The 15853-nt window shown below is 60.2% G+C and carries 16 protein-coding genes; 10 read left to right on the top strand and 6 right to left on the bottom strand.

Annotated features, from left to right (window positions below; all coding sequences use genetic code 11):
- Positions 1-6 precede the first annotated feature (6 nt).
- From ACFOYU_RS03560 to ACFOYU_RS03550, 3 genes are all read left to right on the top strand, one after another.
- Positions 7-813 (top strand): FAD binding domain-containing protein, encoded by an 807-nt coding sequence (locus tag ACFOYU_RS03560; RefSeq protein ID WP_377032428.1) that lies wholly within the window; start codon positions 7-9, stop codon positions 811-813.
- A gap of 112 nt (positions 814-925) precedes the next feature.
- Positions 926-1840 carry a MoxR family ATPase gene (locus ACFOYU_RS03555; protein WP_226737156.1) on the top strand — a complete coding sequence of 305 codons (915 nt, stop codon included), beginning with the start codon at positions 926-928 and terminating at the stop codon, positions 1838-1840.
- Positions 1837-3057 carry a VWA domain-containing protein gene (locus tag ACFOYU_RS03550; protein WP_226737158.1) on the top strand — a complete coding sequence of 407 codons (1221 nt, stop codon included), beginning with the start codon at positions 1837-1839 and terminating at the stop codon, positions 3055-3057. The genes ACFOYU_RS03555 and ACFOYU_RS03550 overlap by 4 nt, the downstream gene beginning before the upstream one ends.
- 141 nt (positions 3058-3198) lie before the next feature.
- On the opposite strand, the gene ACFOYU_RS03545 is transcribed toward ACFOYU_RS03550, so the two are convergent.
- Positions 3199-4050 (bottom strand): LysR substrate-binding domain-containing protein, encoded by an 852-nt coding sequence (locus ACFOYU_RS03545; protein ID WP_377032427.1) that lies wholly within the window; start codon positions 4048-4050, stop codon positions 3199-3201.
- Here ACFOYU_RS03545 and argH point away from each other — a divergent pair.
- From argH to ACFOYU_RS03525, 4 genes are read left to right on the top strand one after another with little or no spacing between them, the layout of a single operon-like run.
- Positions 4027-5646, top strand: coding sequence for an argininosuccinate lyase (gene argH, locus ACFOYU_RS03540; RefSeq protein ID WP_377032426.1), 1620 nt, complete (start codon positions 4027-4029; stop codon positions 5644-5646). The genes ACFOYU_RS03545 and argH overlap by 24 nt on opposite strands.
- Before the next feature lie 18 nt (positions 5647-5664).
- The gene (locus tag ACFOYU_RS03535) at positions 5665-6579 is read left to right on the top strand and encodes an amino acid ABC transporter permease (protein WP_377032425.1); all 915 of its coding nucleotides are present in this window, start codon (positions 5665-5667) and stop codon (positions 6577-6579) included.
- Positions 6580-6582: 3 nt separating this feature from the next.
- On the top strand, positions 6583-7347 hold the full coding sequence (locus tag ACFOYU_RS03530) for an amino acid ABC transporter ATP-binding protein (RefSeq protein WP_377032424.1): 765 nt from the start codon (positions 6583-6585) through the stop codon (positions 7345-7347).
- Positions 7348-7378: 31 nt separating this feature from the next.
- Positions 7379-8212: an ABC transporter substrate-binding protein gene (locus tag ACFOYU_RS03525; protein ID WP_377032423.1), complete on the top strand. Its 834-nt coding sequence runs from the start codon at positions 7379-7381 to the stop codon at positions 8210-8212.
- 113 nt (positions 8213-8325) lie between these two features.
- Here ACFOYU_RS03525 and ACFOYU_RS03520 read toward each other — a convergent pair whose 3' ends face one another.
- Both ACFOYU_RS03520 and ACFOYU_RS03515 read right to left on the bottom strand, forming a co-directional pair.
- Entirely contained in the window at positions 8326-8796 is a 471-nt protein-coding gene (locus tag ACFOYU_RS03520) for a GNAT family N-acetyltransferase (protein ID WP_377032422.1), read from the bottom strand.
- Positions 8797-8932: 136 nt separating this feature from the next.
- Complete coding sequence (locus ACFOYU_RS03515) at positions 8933-9703, bottom strand: SDR family NAD(P)-dependent oxidoreductase (RefSeq protein WP_377032421.1); 771 nt, start codon at positions 9701-9703, stop codon at positions 8933-8935.
- A 229-nt stretch (positions 9704-9932) separates the two neighbouring features.
- On the opposite strand from ACFOYU_RS03515, the gene ACFOYU_RS03510 reads away from it, so the two are divergent.
- From ACFOYU_RS03510 to ACFOYU_RS03500, 3 genes are read left to right on the top strand one after another with little or no spacing between them, the layout of a single operon-like run.
- On the top strand, positions 9933-10751 hold the full coding sequence (locus tag ACFOYU_RS03510) for an ABC transporter ATP-binding protein (RefSeq protein WP_226737171.1): 819 nt from the start codon (positions 9933-9935) through the stop codon (positions 10749-10751).
- Complete coding sequence (locus ACFOYU_RS03505; RefSeq protein ID WP_377032420.1) at positions 10748-11539, top strand: ABC transporter permease; 792 nt, start codon at positions 10748-10750, stop codon at positions 11537-11539. Before ACFOYU_RS03510 ends, ACFOYU_RS03505 begins: the two co-directional genes overlap by 4 nt.
- Before the next feature lie 45 nt (positions 11540-11584).
- Complete coding sequence (locus tag ACFOYU_RS03500) at positions 11585-12607, top strand: ABC transporter substrate-binding protein (protein ID WP_377032419.1); 1023 nt, start codon at positions 11585-11587, stop codon at positions 12605-12607.
- A 102-nt stretch (positions 12608-12709) separates the two neighbouring features.
- Here ACFOYU_RS03500 and ACFOYU_RS03495 read toward each other — a convergent pair whose 3' ends face one another.
- From ACFOYU_RS03495 to ACFOYU_RS03485, 3 genes are all read right to left on the bottom strand, one after another.
- Positions 12710-14245 carry a tripartite tricarboxylate transporter permease gene (locus ACFOYU_RS03495; RefSeq protein WP_377032418.1) on the bottom strand — a complete coding sequence of 512 codons (1536 nt, stop codon included), beginning with the start codon at positions 14243-14245 and terminating at the stop codon, positions 12710-12712.
- Positions 14242-14733: a tripartite tricarboxylate transporter TctB family protein gene (locus ACFOYU_RS03490; RefSeq protein ID WP_377032417.1), complete on the bottom strand. Its 492-nt coding sequence runs from the start codon at positions 14731-14733 to the stop codon at positions 14242-14244. The genes ACFOYU_RS03495 and ACFOYU_RS03490 overlap by 4 nt, the downstream gene beginning before the upstream one ends.
- Before the next feature lie 88 nt (positions 14734-14821).
- Positions 14822-15820, bottom strand: a complete 999-nt coding sequence (locus ACFOYU_RS03485; RefSeq protein ID WP_377032416.1) for a tripartite tricarboxylate transporter substrate binding protein — start codon at positions 15818-15820, stop codon at positions 14822-14824.
- Between the last annotated feature and the right edge of the window lie 33 nt (positions 15821-15853).

The raw sequence follows: 15853 nt of genomic DNA, 5'->3' as shown, positions 1-15853 counted from the left end.
ACTGCGATGTACGCCTTCGAATATCATCGCCCGACGAGCATCGGGCAGGCAGCGACCCTCGCCACCGAAGTCGAGGACATCAAGTTTCTGGCAGGAGGGCATACCCTTCTGCCGACCATGAAGATGCGCCTTGCAGCCCCAGCCGGTCTGATAGACCTCAGCCAGATCGCAGAGCTTCACGGGATAGAGCGCTCCGCCGAATCGATTACCATCGGCGCCATGACCAAACATGCGGAGGTCGTGAATTCGAGCGAGATCCGCGAGTCGATCCCGGCTCTCGCCGAGATGGCTGAGTTGATCGGCGACCCGCATGTGCGTCACCGCGGCACGATCGGCGGCTCGGTCGCCAACAACGATCCGTCCGCGGATTATCCGGCGGCCTGCCTTGCCCTGAACGCCACGATCATCACCAACAAGCGGGAAATCGCGGCGGACGACTTCTTCCAGGGGATCTTCACAACGGCTCTGGAAGAAGGCGAGATCATCACAAGGGTCTCGTTCCCGATCCCCTCTCGCGCCGCCTATGCCAAGTTCCGCCACCCGGCGTCCCGCTACGCTCTGGTCGGTGTGTTCGTCGCAGAGCGCGGTAACGACGTCCGATTAGCCGTGACGGGGGCCGGCGCGGACGGCGTCTTCCGGGTGCCGGAGATGGAACAGTCCCTGAGCCGGCACTTCGCCCCCGATGCCCTTGAGGGGATCATCATACCGCCCGAAGGCATGAACGGCGACATTCATGCGGACGCGGCCTATCGCGCGCATCTCGTCGGCATCATGGCACGGCGCGCCGTACAGGCCGCCGCCTCCCGCGGCTGAGCGCCTCCGCTCCGCGCTCAGGCCACCATGACGACAGAACCGGAGGGAGCGTTGAGGTTTACATGCCCGGGCCATAGCCCGGGCATGGCGTTCCAATGGAGCAGAGAATCCCGTGGCTGAACGACCCGGATCCATCGACGAGACGTTGGCGCTCTTGGAGAGCGCAGGATATGTTGCCGACCGCCCCCTCGCGACAATCCTTTTTCTTGCGCTGAAACTCGGGCGGCCGCTCCTTTTGGAAGGGGAAGCCGGAGTCGGCAAGACGGAGATCGCGAAAGTCCTGTCCACGACCCTGGGGCGGCGCCTCATCCGCCTGCAGTGCTACGAAGGACTCGACATAGCCGCCGCCGTCTACGAATGGAATTATGCAGGACAGATGATGGCGATCCGGCTCGCCGAGGCCGGTGGGGCGGTGCATCGCGATACACTTGAAGGCGAGTTGTTCTCGGAGCGGTATCTCGTAAAAAGGCCGCTGCTGCAGGCCCTCGAGGCGGACGCCGCCGGAGCTCCGGTTCTCCTGATCGACGAACTCGACCGCACCGACGAAGCCTTCGAAGCATTCCTCCTCGAGGTGCTGTCGGACTCCCAAGTGACCATTCCGGAGTTGGGAACCGTTCGGGCAGAGCACCCGCCGATCGTCGTCATCACGTCGAACCGTACGCGGGAGATTCACGATGCGCTCAAGCGCCGCTGTCTCTATCACTGGGTCGACTACCCCGACGCCAGGCGTGAACTTGCGATCCTGAAGAGCCGCGTGCCGGATGCATCCGGACGTCTGTCGAAGGAGATTGTCGGATTCGTTCAGGCGATCCGAAAGGAAGATCTGTTCAAGGCACCGGGTGTCGCAGAAACGCTGGACTGGGCTTCCGCCTTGGTGGAGCTTGACGCGGTGGCGCTCGACCCAGCTCTTGTCTCGGACACGCTCGGCGTTCTGCTGAAGTACCAGGACGACATCCAAAGAATGCAGGGGAGCCGCGCCAAGGAAATGCTCGATCGGGTGCTGAGCGAGTTGAGGGTCCCGGCGTGACGGGGGCGGCCGTCCGACAGGGCGAAGGCCATTTTGCGGAAAACATCGCCTATTTTGCGCGAGCATTGCGCAGCGCGGGCCTACCGGTAGGGCCAGGGGCTGTTCTCGATGCGATCACAGCGGTCGAGGCTGCCCAGATCGGGAGCCGAGAGGATTTCTACTGGACCCTTCATGCCGTCTTCGTGAAGCGACATGAACATAGCATTCTCTTCGATCAGGCTTTCAAAATCTTCTGGCGGCGGCGTGCATTGCTTGAGAAGCTCATCGCCCAGATGTCGCCCATATCCCCTGGAGGAGCGAAGAAGGAGGAGAAGCCGAAAGCGGGCGCTTTGCGGGTGGCCGAAGCCTTGGCCACTCCCCAGTCGAGGCAGCCGGAACCCCTCGAGCAGACGGAAATCTCTGCACGTCTTACCGTCTCGGACCGGGAAGTTCTGAAGGCGAAGGATTTCGCCCAAATGTCGGCTGATGAGATCGCCCGGGCCAAACATTTGATCAACGAGCTTTGCATGCCCGACGACACGGTTATGACGCGCCGCTTCTTGGCAGATCGCAAGAGCCGCCGGATCGACCCGCGTCGTACCTTCCGACAATCACTGCGTGGAGGAGGGGCTGCAATTGATCTCGCATATCGTAAGCCGGCCGTGCGACACCCGCCCGTGGTGGCATTGATGGACATCTCGGGCTCAATGGCGGACTATACCCGTCTCTTCCTGCATTTTCTGCATGCAATTGCTGAGAAGAGACGGCGCGTCCACTCCTTCGTGTTTGCTACTCGCTTGACCAATATCAGCCGCGAGTTGACAGGCCGGGATCCGGATGAGGCGCTTGCCCGTGCGTCGAAACGGGTACAGGACTGGGAGGGAGGAACGCGGATCGCCCAGGCCCTGCACGAGTTCAACCGCCATTGGTCCCGTAGGGTTCTTGGACAGGGTGCCGTCGTATTGCTCTTCACCGATGGACTGGAACGGGAGGTGACAGATCAACTGACCTTCGAGATGGACCGCCTGAAGCGCTCCTGTCGGCGTCTGATCTGGCTGAACCCGCTACTGCGCTTCGATGCCTTCGAACCTCGCGCCTCCGGCATCCGGGCGATGCTGCCGTACGTGCATGAATTCCGCCCTATCCACAGCCTCGCCTCGATGGACGAACTTTGTCGAGCCCTCTCCAGCCGACAGTCTGGAAGAGGCGATCCGCGTCAGTGGTCGCGCTCGCCTTGAGCCATGAAGGAGGACTGGAGCCATGAAGGAGGACTGGGCCACTGGAATGAGTTGCAACGATCGACCGACTCGGCTCCCGTGGGTGGGCGCCTGCCGGTTTTCAGTTGGGAGGGCTCGGAAGCATGGCCGCTCCTGCTTTCCTCAAGACGCCCGCACCTCGGCAAGCAGCCATCGATGAAAGGCCTGCAGGCCGGTGCGCATGGGGCGATCCTCCGGTGTCGTGAACCAATAAGCATTGCGGCTTTTGAACCCGAGGCCGGCGGGATTGACCAATCGACCGCTCTCAAGTTCCTCCTGCACGAGACGCCGTGGGACCAAGGCGAGCCCCTGGCCGGAGATCGCCGCCCGAATAACCAAGGAATAGAATCCGAAACGGATGGTGTGAGTGGGCTCAAAATCACTAAGCCCCTGCGCAGATGCGAACTCGCTCCAGCGCAGCGGCGTCTGGAAATGATCGAGGACGGTATATCGGCGGACATCCTGCGCCGTCACGATACCGCCCATGCGGGAGAGGAGCGAGGGTGCACCGACGAGAGCGACATTGCGTCCGAAAAGGTAATCTTCCTTTTGCCCCGGCCAGTGCCCCTCCCCGAACCGGAACACACCATCGGCTGCCTCCGTGGTATCAGCCGTAACAAAGTTCGTGAACTGCACGTCGATTTCAGGATGGAGCTCGGCGAAGCGCGAAAAACGTGGCACGAGCCACCGGTCGCCGATGATCGGGAGCACATGAAGCCGCACTGACCAGGGCGATGCCTTCAAGGCCGAGATCCGCGCACCCGCAGCCTCGAGTTCCGCAAGAGCCAGGCGAGCATGCTTGATATAGATCCTTCCGGCCTCCGTCGGCACCAGGCCTCGGCTCCCGCGGGTAAAGAGCACGGCGCCCAGCGTCTCCTCCAAGGTACGCAGATGCTTGCTAACCGCGCTTTGCGTCAGGTTCACAGCCTGAGCAGCTCCTGAAGCGGTGCCATGTTCGGCAATGGCAAGGAGCACTCTCAGAGACGTCATGGAGCTTGGGAGGCGCTGGATGCTCATGGACAAACCGGCAGTATCGACGAGTTGAAACAGAATGCCTTTCTATTCCATTATGGAATAGAAAGGCGACTATTTTTCATTTGTCACCGATCCTCTCCCTTGGGACACCAAGTGAAAGGGAGAGTTGCGATGACAGCACCAAAGGTCTTGTGGGCGTCGAGGTTTCGTTCCGATCCGTCTCCCGAGCTCATGAACCTTTCACGGTCCGAGACGAGCCACTTTCGACTTGCGCCCTATGATCTGGTCGCATCGTCGGCGCATGCGCGGGAACTCGTCCGTTCCGGTTTGATCGAGAGGGCGGAGGGTGACCGTATCCAGGCAGCTCTCGCCTCGATCGGAACAGACATACAAGCGGGAGCGATCCACCCTTCCAGCACGGACGAGGATGTGCATACCTTCCTGGAGCGGATCCTGATGGAGCGGCTCGGCCCCCTGGGAGGCAAGCTGCGGGCGGGCCGCTCGCGCAACGATCAGGCGGCGAACGATCTCAAGCTCTACCTGCGGGACAGAAGCCGCCGCATGGCTCTCGACCTCTTAGGTCTGCAGGAGGCTTTGGCCCACCAGGCTGAACGACACATCTTCACGTTGGCGCCCGGCTTCACACATCTCCAGCCGGCTCAGCCTGTCAGCTTCGCCCATCAACTCCTTGCCCATGCCCAGGGCTTCGCGCGCGACATCGAGCGACTGCGGGACTGGGACCGTCGGTCGGCCCGCTCACCGCTGGGAGCCGCCGCGCTGGCCGGCTCGGCGCTCGCAAGACAACCGGAATTGTCCGCCCGCGAGCTCGGCTATGACGGCCCGTGCGAGAACTCCATCGACGCAGTCGGCAGCCGCGATCACGTCGCGGAATTCCTGTTCGTGACGGCAATGCTCGGGGTGAACCTGTCACGTCTTGCCGAGGAAATATTCCTTTGGTCTTCGCGGCAGTTTCGCTGGATCGAGCTCGACGATGCCTATGCAACCGGATCGTCCATCATGCCGCAGAAAAAGAACGCCGACATTGCGGAACTGACGCGGGGGCGCTCCGCACGGCTCATTGGCAGCCTTACGACGATGCTTACGGCACTTAAGGGTTTGCCGTTTGCATATAACCGCGACCTCGCCGAAGATAAGCGAGCCGCCTTCGAGGCAGTCGATACTCTCGCCGCTGTGTTGCCTGCCATGGCAGGCATGGTCCGCACCATGAGGGTCAATGTCGAGGAGCTGAAGCGTCAGGCGACCGAGGGCTTTACCCTGGCGACGGAGGTGGCCGACTGGCTTGCACGCCGGGGCGTGCCGTTTTCCGAAGCTCATGAGATCACGGGCGGCCTCGTTCGTTATTGCGAAGATCGCGGAATTGGTCTCGAAGACCTTTCCGACGAGGAATTTGCCACTGTGGACCCACGCCTTGACGCATCGATCAAATCCTGCTTGACGCCCGAGGCGGCAGTCACCGCACGCAATGCCTATGGGGGCACGGCACCCGAAAGAGTGAACGAACAACTTGCCCGCCTGCGCTCGCTTTTTCACGATCAGAGGAAGTGGGCGATACATTATGACGGGCCGCGGACTTAGAAAAGCGAGGACAACCGGATGAGCAGCGCCGCCGCACAATCCGCAACGGGAACGAGCACCGAGGCCCAACGCTTCGATCCGTCCATCGCGCACCTGACCCATGTACCGCGCCGGCACTATGGGCGCTGGATTGCCAGCCTCCTGATTCTCATCGCCTTCATCTATGTCGCGAAGGCCTTCGCGGAAGGGCAGATCGACTGGAAGGTCGTTGGACAGTTCTTCACTGCTCAGTCCATTCTCGATGGTCTGGTCAATACGATCATCATGACGTTCTGCGCCATGGCGCTTGGGATCGCACTGGGCGTTCTGTTCGCGATCATGGTCATGTCCCCGAACCCCGTCCTCAAGAGTGTGGCGGTGTTCTATATCTGGTTCTTCCGGGGCACGCCGCTGCTTCTCCAGCTCCTGATCTGGTTCAACCTGGCCCTTGTCTTCCCGCGGGTCGGAATTCCCGGGCTCTTCGAGGCGCGCATGGTGGATGTGATGACGCCGTTCGTGGCCACGCTCCTCGGGCTGGGCATCAATCAGGGCGCCTATACGGCGGAAGTCGTGCGCTCCGGAATCCTCTCGGTCGACGCCGGACAGACGGAAGCCGCCAAGTCCATCGGCATGACCCGCCTGACGACACTGCGCCGCATTATTCTTCCGCAGGCAATGCGCGTTATCATTCCGCCCGTGGGTAACGAGGTGATCAGCATGGTCAAGCTCACCTCGATTGCAAGCGTCATTGGTTATGCCGAGGTGCTACGCAATGCGCAGACAATCTACTACGCCAATGCTCGGGTGATCGAACTCCTGATCGTTGCGGCAGCATGGTATCTGATGATCGTCACGGTCCTCAGCGTCGGACAGCATTTCCTTGAACGCTACTTTGCCAAGGGACAGAGTCGTCGCAGAGCGCGCCCGGCTGCTCGGCCCGTCACGGAGAGTTGAGCCATGATTCCGATCGTCGTCGCGGCGGATGTCCGCAAAACCTTCGGTTCCGTTCAGGCGCTCGACGGCGTCTCGATCGAAATTCCCGCAGGTCAGGTGCTTTGCATCGTCGGCCCATCAGGATCGGGCAAGAGCACGCTACTTCGCTGCATCAATCAGCTCGAACGAATCGACTCCGGCGCGATATGGGTCGATGGGGAGTTGATCGGGTATCGCCGCGTCGGCAACAAGCTGTACGAACTGACGGATTCCGAGATCGCCCGCCAGCGACTGGCGAGTGGAATGGTCTTCCAGCGATTCAACCTCTTCCAGCACATGACCGCGCTCGAGAACATCATCGAGGGCCCGGTGACAGTGCAGAGGCGCCGCCGCAACGAAGTCGTCGATGAAGCCATGGCCCTTCTGGAGCGGGTGGGGCTCGAGGCCAAGCGTGATGCCTATCCGTCCGAGCTTTCCGGCGGTCAGCAGCAGCGTGTCGCGATTGCCCGCGCGCTTGCCATGAAGCCGAAACTGATGCTGTTCGATGAACCGACCTCGGCCCTCGACCCGGAGCTCGTGGGAGAAGTTCTTGCCGTGATGCGGGACCTAGCCGGTTCTGGCATGACCATGATCGTCGTGACTCACGAACTTGGCTTCGCCCGGGAAGTGGCGAATGAAGTGGTGTTCATGGATCGGGGAGCCATCGTGGAACGGGGCTCGCCGCAAGAGGTGCTTGTGCATCCGCAACAACAGCGAACCCGCGACTTCATTGCCGCGGTTCTCGCATGAAAAACCGTTCCCAGGAAAAGGACCGACGAACATGAAACTCATTGCAGGTTTGCTGGCGAGCGCACTCGCACTCGGCTTAGCATCTCCGTCCCAGGCGGCGGAGCTTCCGGATCGGATCAAGAAAGCCGGCAAGATCGTCGTCGCGACGATGCCGAACTATGCGCCGATAACCTTCAAGGACCCGGCCACCAACAAGCTCACGGGTTTTGATATCGAGCTCGGCGAGGCCCTTGCCAAGGAACTCGGCGTCGACATCGAGTGGCAGGAGATTGCCTTTGCCCAGATGATCCCCTCGCTCCAGACCGGGCGCGTCGACCTGGCGCTGGCGGGCATGAGCGACCTGCCGGCCCGGCGCGAGATCGTTGACTTCGTCGACTATATGAAGTCCGGCGCGCAGTTCTACACCACGCCAGCCATGGCCGCGACCATCAAGTCTCCCGAGGATCTCTGCGGCAAGAAGGTCGGCGCCAGCCGCTCCACCAACTGGCCCCGTCAGATCGGGGAATGGAGCCAGGCCAATTGCGTCGCCAAAGGCAAGCCTGCCATCGAAGTGATCGGGACCGAAGGCTCGGCGGACGCTCGTACGCAGCTCAAGACCCAGCGGCTGGATGCAGCAGTGCAGGGCAATGAAACCCTGCCACATTTCCAGACACAGGAGCCGAACACCTACGTTCTGATCGGTGATGCATTCACGACGTCGCTCTCCGGCATTCCGGTCTTGAAGACCGAGACCCAGCTGCGCGATGCTGTGAAGGAAGGCCTTGATCGTCTTCAGCAGAAGGGCATCTACGATGAAATCCTGAAGAAGTACGGTCTCCAGGCCAACAAGCTCTCGCCGATTGCGATCAACCAAGGCCAGAGCTAAGCTCCTCTGAATGGCGGGCCTGTGCGGGAAGAGCTCAGGCCCGTTTCCTTTTGAGTCCGGATGCTGTTGAAAGTAGTGCTTCAGGAAAAGCCACTGCTTCGGACCTGTGCACTTCAGGTTTCGAGCGCCAGCAATGCTCGCAGATCATCCCATACATAGACGAAATTCTCCGAGCGCCATATAGGGCCCGGATCGGTATAGTGCCCAACCCTCCGGCCTCCCATGGCTTCGTAGAAGCCGATAGCCGGATCATTTCCGATCACAACACCTAGCGCCATGCCGCTGTAGCCGAAGTCCACCATGTCGCGCGCGAGTTTGACCAGCAGAATGCGGCCGATGCCCATCCGCTTGTAATCGGTTCCGACATATAGAAATTTGACTTCGGCTCTATTCTGGAAAATCGCGTGAGACGCCGCCCCGGCGAAACCGAAGCCGGCCAGATTTCCATCCACCTCCGCCACCAGTATCGAGCGCCCTCTCGTTTCGAGCGCAAGCATGTCCTGCCACCGCGAGAGGCGAACCTGCTCCGTCAGCGTCCGGCAGGCGGATTCAGGAGCAAGTCTGCGATAGGTCGCGCGCCACATCTGATAATGCAACCGTGCGATCGCTTGCGCGTCGACTTGCCGTGCCGGCCGAACGTTTATGGCCACCCGATTCCTTTCTGTTTCATGGAGATCCTGCAAAAGTGCGAAGTCCTACCTCCAGAGCCCGGGGAAAGTGTCAGCGTCTTTTTACTGCGAAAGGAGAGAAGGCCTGCATGACAGGCATCATCTGCATGCGATTGATGTTCAGGTGCCGCGGGAGGGTGCAGGACCAGAAGATCGTTTCAGCGATGTCCTCCGCCGTCATCGGGGTAAGACCCTCGTAGACTTTTCCGGCCCGCTCCTGATCCCCTTTCAGCCGCACCATCGAGAATTCGGTTTCGGCCATTCCCGGCTCGATATTGGTGACCCGTACGTTCGAGCCGATCAGGTCGGCGCGCAAGTTGAGTGCGAACTGCTTCACGAAGGCTTTCGTGGCGCCATACACGTTCCCTCCGGGATACGGGTAGTCGCCGGCCACCGACCCTATGAGCACCAGATGCCCTTCATCGCGGGCAACCATGCCCGGCAGAACGGCTCGCGCCGTCGAGACTGCTCCGTTTATGTTCGTGGCGATCATCTGCTCCCAATCAGCGATATCCGCCTCGTGCGCCGGCTGGAGCCCCAAGGCCAGCCCGGCATTCACCACGCATACGTTGGGCTGGTCGAAGGGCGCCGGAAGCGTTCCAAGGACCTCGAACACGGCCTGCCGATCCATGACATCGAGTTGAACCGTGTGGCAGCGTTCTCCCAGTTCGGTCTTCAGCGCAGCCAGGCGATCCTCGCGACGTCCCGTACCGATCACTTTCGCCCCCGCCTCATGGAACCGGCGGCACACGGCGGCACCAAAGCCGGCTGTCGCGCCGGTCACAAGCACCGTCAGACTCTCTGGGCTGATCATCTGGATCATGGCTCTTTCCTGCAGAAGTGGAGGCGGCCGACGGTTGCATGTCGCCTTTCGAAGTTCAACAGGCGCCCGGGCTCTCTGGGTGACGAACACCAGATTCAGAGGCAACAACATAACTACACCGTGCCTCATGGGCCGATTAACATCCTTATCCAGCTGCACTTGCCATCGATGGACGAGCCTTTAGGATGCTCACAAGCGCTGCCAAAAGGCGCAGGAAACGCCTAGAACCATGCCCGTGTCATCGACTGCTCCAGCCGTATCGCTCCGCGACGTCGCCATCACCTTTGGCGCGAAGGGAGCCGGCTACACGGCTGTAAGATCAATAGACCTTTCCGTGAAACCCGGAGAATTCGTCGCCATTGTTGGACCGACAGGTTGCGGGAAGTCCACCTTGCTCAACGCTTCGGCAGGACTCCTCAAGCCGTCAGATGGAGAGGTCGAGATTTTCGGATCGCCACTAGCCGGCCTCAACGCGCGTGCGGGCTATCTTTTCCAGCAGGACGCGCTGATGCCTTGGAAAACAGCGCTACAGAACGTCGCCGTGGCACTGGAACCCAAGGGGGTGTCCCGCGCCGAAGCCGAACTGAAAGCGCGCGAGTGGCTGCGTCGAGTCGGCCTCGCGGCCTTCGTGGATCGCTATCCGCATATGCTCTCGGGCGGTCAAAGGAAGCGGGTCGCCCTGGCGCAGATGCTGATCCGCGATCCTGAAATTCTTCTGATGGACGAGCCCTTTGGGCCTTTGGACGCGCAGACCCGGCAGATCATGGGCAACCTGCTTCTGGATCTATGGGCCGCCAATCGCAAGGCGGTTCTCTTCGTGACCCACGACCTGGAAGAGGCGATAGCACTCGCCGACCGGGTGGTTGTCATGTCGGCCGGTCCGGCTGCGCGCATCATCGGAGAATTTCCCGTGATGCTGCCGCGCCCGCGCGACATCGCCGAGGTGCGGCTCGAACCATCCTTCCATCACATCCACAAGGAGATCTGGGCAAGCCTGCGCACCGAAGTGCAAAAGGCCTATGCGCAGGGAGAGGGAGCCTCCGCATGAACCGGGCGAAGTTGATTCTCCTCCAGTTTGCAGTGGGTCTCGGCTTTCTGCTGATCTGGCACATTCTCACGGCTTACCCCATCTTCGCGCCGACCAGGCAAACGCAATTCTTCTTCTCGACCCCTATCGACGTGCTGGCTCGGGTCTGGAAGGAATTCTCGTCCGGTGAAATCTGGGGGCATCTCTGGATTACGCTCGTGGAGACCGTTCTGGCTTTCGTTTTCGGAGCCTGCGGTGGAATCCTTTTCGGATTTCTGTTCGCCCGGCGCGAATTACTGGCCGCCGTGTTCGATCCTTATATCAAGGCCGCGAATGCTCTACCACGAGTGGTGCTCGCACCTATTTTTGCCCTGTGGTTCGGCCTGGGCATCTGGTCGAAAGTGGCACTCGGCTTCACCCTGGTCTTCTTCATCGTGTTCTTCAATGTGTACCAGGGCGTGCGCGAGGTGAGCCCGGTCGTTCTGGCCAATGCGCGCATGCTGGGCATGAATGAACGTCAACTGCTACGGCATGTCTATTGGCCGGCAGCCCTGACGTGGATGTTCTCGTCCCTGCACACCTCCGTAGGCTTTGCTCTCGTGGGGGCGGTGGTAGGCGAGTATCTCGGCTCGTCGGCAGGGCTCGGCTACAAGATCCACGAGGCGGAGAGCGTGTTCGACGTCACCGGCGTCTTCGCGGGCATGGTCATCCTTTCGATCTTCGTGATCCTCATCGACGCGCTGGTCACCCTCGTCGAAAGGCGGCTGCTCGTTTGGCGCCCTGCCCCATCGACAAACGGGCAAGGATAAGGAATCCTTCTCGTCCTCAAAACTGCAGACAAGCAGGAGATCGGGATGGAACGCCGTACATTTCTCATCGGAACCGGCGCAGCCGCCTTGGCTGCGGGACTGGCCCCAAATGCGTTTGCGCAGACAAAGCCTGAGAAAAGCAAAGTCACCTTGGGCGTCGGCGGCAAGCCGCTACTTTATTACCTCCCGCTAACCATCGCGGAGCGGAAGGGCTTCTTCAAGGAAGAGGGCCTCGACGTCGAGATCAACGATTTCGGGGGTGGTGCCAAGTCGCTCCAAGCGCTGATCGGCGGATCCGTCGACGTCGTGACGGGTGCCTATGAGCACACCATCCGCATGCAGGCCAAGGGCCAGGATGTGGTCGCGATCACCGAACTCGGCCGTTTCCCAGCCATCGTGATCGCCGTCAAGAAGGACAAGGCGGGGCAGGTGAAGTCCGCCGCCGACTTCAAGGGCCTCAAGATCGGCGTTACGGCTCCCGGCTCCTCCACTGCACTGACGACTCAGTACGCCATGGTGAAAGCGGGCCTGAAGCCGACTGACGCAGCCTTCATCGGCATCGGATCGGGTGCAAGCGCCGTAGCGGCCATGCAGAAGGGTGAGATCGACGTGATCTCCCACCTCGACCCTGTAATCTCCAAGCTGGAATCGGAAGGCGATATCACCATCCTCATCGATACACGCACCGAGGCAGGCACACGAGCCCTCTTCGGAGGATCGAACCCGGCAGCAACCCTCTATACCAAGAAGGAGTTCATAGACGCCAACCCGGTGACGGCACAGCGGCTCGTCAATGCCTTCATGAAGTCGCTCAAATGGCTCCAAACGGCAAAGCCGGAGGATGTCGCAGAGACAGTGCCACCCGAATATCACCTTGGAGACAAGCCGCTGTATCTGAAGGCGGTGCAGAACTCCCTGGAGAGTTACTCTCGCGACGGGATCGTGCCGGCGAGCGGCATGGAAAGCGTCATGGACATGCTCAAGCAGCTCGATCCGGAGCTACGTGACGCCAAGGTTGACCTCGCAGCCACATTCGACGGCCGGTTCGTCAAAAAGGCATCAAGCTAGCACAGCAAGGTGGCGGTGTTACGGAAGACAGACGCCGCCCACTGACTGGACCGAAGTTGCCGGCATCGCACGATGCCGGCAATTGCAGTGAGGCCGCATGCCTTAGAGCGACGGCAACCCGCCACGTCGCCACCACATCACGCGCAGCAAGCCGGTTCTCACAGGCCTCCAGAACGGCGTCTGGCTCAGAAGCAGGAGGACGACCGAAACGGCCAGCACGAAGGTGATCGGGTTTGAGGCAAGATCCCATAGAAACAGGGAAAAGCTGTCCTGCGTAGACAAGACGGCTCTGCGATAGGAAGCGTCCATGAGCGGGCCGAGGATCATTCCCAAGATGATGGGGCCGACCTCGAACCCGTAGGTCTTGAGGAAGTAGCCGGCGATTCCGAACCCAAGCATCCAATAGACGTGCACCACGCTGTTCTGGATCGAGTAGGTTCCGACCACAGAGAGAATGACGATCAGTGGGATCAGTACACCTTTTGGGCATTCGACCATCTTGACGAACAAGCGGATGCCCATGAGACCAAAGATCAAAAGGAAAATCGTTGCAAGCGTCAGATTGCCGACGGTAAACCAGAAGAGGTGTGGCGTCTCGATCATCATCATGGGACCGGGCTTCAGGCCATGGATATACAGAGCCCCGATGATCACTGCGGTGACAGCATCGCCAGGAATGCCAAGTGTCAGCATCGGGATGAATGCACCGCCTACTGCAGCATTGTTGGCCGCCTCTGGTGCAACGAGCCCCTCATAAGCTCCATGGCCGAACGGATGAGATGGATTCTTCACGGACCGTTTGGCCTGATCATAGGCCATGAGAGCCGCGATATCCCCTCCGGTTCCGGGTAGCGCTCCAATAACAACACCTGTTGCTGAACTGCGAAACGCAAGCGGCAGGTATTTCCGGACGAGAGACCACGGCGGAACGATCCGCGAAACATCCTGCTTCACCAAGGGAGTCTCGAGATGATGCAATTGAACGAGCGCTTCGGAAATACCGAAAAGGCCGATCATTGCGACCACATACGGAATGCCGTTCATCAGCTCGATAGTGTCGAAGGTAAAGCGGCTCTCAGCAGTCATCGGGTCGAGCCCGACCATGCCGATTGCAACTCCTAGCGCACCTGCGAACAAGCCTTTGGCAACCGACTCTCCGGAGAGGCTGCCGACCAACAGCAGCCCCATGATGGCGAGCAAAAAATAGTCTCGAGGCGCGAAGAGAAGCGCAAACTCCGAGATGGCCGGCGCACCGACCGCCAGCGCTACGATGCCGAGGAAGCCCCCCACAACAGACATGACCGTGCTGATGCCGATCGCGATTCCGGCCTCGCCGCGCTTCGCGAGCGGGTAGCCGTCGAATGCTGTTGCAATCGCACTCGGAGCCCCAGGAATGTTGAGGAGGATCGCGCTCCGAGATCCACCATAGACACCGCCCATGAAGATCCCCCCGATCAGGGCAAGGGCTGGGTTCACGTCCCAGGAGAATGTGAAGGAGATCAGAATGGAGACCGCCATCGTGACCGACAGACCTGGAATGGCGCCGATATAGATACCCGCGAATACGCCGATGGCTGTGAGAGCGAAGAGGTCCGGCTGGGTCCAGACCATCAGGAAGTTGGAGAGGTCTGCACTCATTGGAAGAGCCACCCTTTCGGCAGCACTACGGTAAAGATCATGCGGAACACAACGTAAATGACGACCAGACCACCTGCTGCAATGAGGAGGGCAACAAGAGGACCACGCCTGTATAGGTATGCGATGGAAAGAAACAAAAAGAGGAACGACGAGAGGAGAAAACCAGCCGCATCGAGGGCTATGGTATAGGCGACTAGAAGCGCAACAAAAACTATGATGTTTGCCGGAACAATCTTATTTCTGAAATCTCGGACCTTCGACAATCCAGGCTCGCGCTGGTATGCGGTCGCTCTTTGCGTCCTGACAATCGTGAGTACCGATGCGAAGATCATAACCGCGGCCGCGCACATCGGGAACACACCGGCTGAGCTGGCGGAAGAGAAGCCGGAGATCTTGTAGGCCTCCCAGAAAACGAACAGGCTGAACAGGAGCAGCAGGTAAGCGAAAATCGTTTCGCCTGGCTGTCGTGGGCGGGGCAGGATGTTCATGGCCACGCTCCTTAGTAGAGCACACGAGCGACGGAACTGGGGAATGGGCCCTATGGGATGTGCATAGAGCCCATTCTTACGCCTACCTCTATGGACGAGGAATTTGGAACTCCTCCGGCGACTTCTTTGCCGCCCCTGCCTCATGGAGCGTCCATGATGTGACCGCCTGGTACTTCGCCAGAAAGTCATCCGCCTCCTCTCCGGAGATGTTCATCATGACATTGCCGCGATCGACCATCATTTTTGTGAATTGCTCGTTGCCCGCGGCCTGCTTGAAGGCCTCGACCAGTTTGGCCTTGGCTGCTTCCGGCGCTCCCTTCTTGACGAACACGCCATAAAAGGGTCCCCAGGGCAGGAACTTCGCGAACTGCGGAAAGTCGCGGGTGATCGGCGGAACGTTGGGCAAGGTTTCAAGCGAATCCGCATTTACCACTGCGAGCACTTTCACACGCCCTGCCTTGATGTGTTCGGCGGCCGCGCTGAGCCCGACCGGCATGTAATCGACATGGCCTCCTTGCAGAGCCGTGATGCCAGGCCCTTCTCCGTCGAACGGGATTGAGGCAACGCGAAAGGGAGTCACATTGCTCAACATGGTGTTGACGACATGGGCGACGCCGCCGGGACCCGTCGACCCCATCTTGATGGCTCCCGGACGCTTCTGCGCATCTTCGACAAGCTCCTTCAACGAGCTCCACGGCGTATTGTTATTGGCCACCACGACAGCGATACCGCGGGCGATCACATTGACGGGGAAGAAATCCTTGTAGTCGATTTGTGAGAGCCCCATGACCTTGTGGATCTGCGGGTTTTCCGCTCCATAGAGGAGCGTATAGCCATCTGCAGGCTGCGAGTTCACATAGGCCGTCGAGATGGCTCCTACGCCACCGGGCCTGTTCTGCAGGACGATGGCCTGTCCGAGTGCCTTCTCGGCACTAGGAGTGATCGCGCGAGCGACCACGTCTGTTGCGCCACCTGCACCCCACATGATGATCCCTGTGAGTTCCCGATCTGGATAGTTCTGCGCCAAGGCCGGGCCGCTAGCGATAGCGGCCGCAAAGAAGGCTCCGAGCAGCCTACGCGTAATCATGTTCCACTCCCCTTGTTCGTTTCCATTCCCGTC

Source organism: Microvirga sp. GCM10011540, from assembly GCF_042650665.1.
GTDB lineage: Bacteria > Pseudomonadota > Alphaproteobacteria > Rhizobiales > Beijerinckiaceae > Microvirga > Microvirga lenta.
The sequence above is the reverse complement of the archived record's forward strand: the minus strand, read 5'-3'. Positions and strand labels throughout refer to the sequence as shown.